Annotated in this window: 3 protein-coding genes; all 3 read right to left on the bottom strand. The window is 46.2% G+C overall.

Features of this window, described 5'->3' with window-relative positions; all coding sequences use genetic code 11:
* A partial coding sequence (locus J5224_RS27580) for a GH25 family lysozyme (RefSeq protein WP_264628324.1) occupies positions 1-575 on the bottom strand: 575 nt, incomplete at its 3' end.
* 196 nt (positions 576-771) lie between these two features.
* Positions 772-1179 carry a DUF2000 domain-containing protein gene (locus tag J5224_RS27575; protein WP_264628323.1) on the bottom strand — a complete coding sequence of 136 codons (408 nt, stop codon included), beginning with the start codon at positions 1177-1179 and terminating at the stop codon, positions 772-774.
* Between the two features lie 36 nt (positions 1180-1215).
* Positions 1216-1461 (bottom strand): helix-turn-helix domain-containing protein (locus tag J5224_RS27570; RefSeq protein ID WP_264628322.1); only part of this gene is annotated, 246 nt, incomplete at its 5' end.

Here is a 1461-nt window from a genome sequence, read left to right as displayed (position 1 = left end):
TGAGATGAGTATTCCCAGAAACTCCAGTTTCCTTTGCCCCAAGGGTAAAGCGTATCAGGATAGTCCGGTTGCGTTCTCCAGTGTTCCGGCCAAATTTTTATTTTCTGAAAGAAATCATCATGCAATTCCCATGCAACGCTGTTCTTCCAGGTGTCAATATTGGTTTTGATATATAAATTATTGGTACAGATAGGAAGGTCTGAATCAATAATACGCTGTATCAGATTAAAGAGGTTATTCGCCATTTCATTTTTGGTGGCAGTCTTGTTACTTCCGGCTTTATTATTGACTTCAAAGGCAAAAGCATCTTTGTTAGTAAATCCTGCCTCTTTCAGCGTGTTTACTATGGTTCTTGCCTGTGCTTCTGGCGTGCTGGATTTGGCTCGGAAAATATGCCAGGCCCCAGAAGGGATGCCTGCCACTCTGGATTTTCGGAAATTTTCAGAAAACGTTGGGTCAATATAGGTCTCACCTTCTCCCAGGCGAGAAAACGCCATGCTGACACCATCTTCTTTAACTTTATCCCATTCAATGGTTCCCTGGAATCTGGAGATGGCAATAACGTTATTGTTCATAATCATTCCTCTCTGTTTGTGCTTAGATAATAGTCCTTTGGGTGTCAAAACGATAAGGCGCTACCCTGTTCAGGTAATGACACCTCATTTTTGGACAACGCAGAGAGAGAATTTCATTAAACTGTATATAAACCACCAGAAAATAAAGCGGTGCCTCACTACTGAGGCATCCGCTATTTATCAGATATATCGCGGTTTATTGATGCAACGATAGTCCCTTTATTACCTTATCCACTGTTTTTTTCGGACCGCGCATTGCAAGGCCAACAAGATTAAGGTTATTAGTATCTTCAGCCATAAATACCGCTCGGTTAGCATCGTCATGGCCGGTCGAGAACATGGCGTGTACGTAAGGAATCAGTATCAGTTCACGCTCAAGCCCTTTACGATGCGCCGTTTGCAGTCCGCTGAGGTCGGCTTCAAAAATAAGCATCGGCTGCCCAGACATATTGCCATAATGGTGCCCCTGCGCGTCCACATAAGGTGATCCCATAATATCGGGGTGAGCCGAGGCGATTCCTGTCGCCAGAAAAGCCACTACGTTTAACCGCTGCCAAGTGGGTAAATCATTGCGCACAACAAACACGATTTTTGTATCAAACATCAGCCATCACTCTCCGATTATTGCTTTCATTGGCAATCATCGGAGATGGGAGCGACCTCCGTCTAGAACGTTTGTGCATTGGCGTTGGTAAGCGGCCGGAGAAAGCCGATACGCACGCTGAAACCAGCGGCCCATATGACTTTGATCCGAAAAGCCCACCAGAGAGGCAACCTTGGCGGGCTCATTTCCCATGGCAAGCAAGGTGCGCGCGGTGCGCAGGCGGAGTCGAACCAGATAAGCGTGAGGAGATTGACCGAACGCGCTTTTGAATTGGCGGCTTAA

Source organism: Candidatus Symbiopectobacterium sp. NZEC135 (assembly GCF_025962695.1).
The sequence above is the reverse complement of the archived record's forward strand: the minus strand, read 5'-3'. Positions and strand labels throughout refer to the sequence as shown.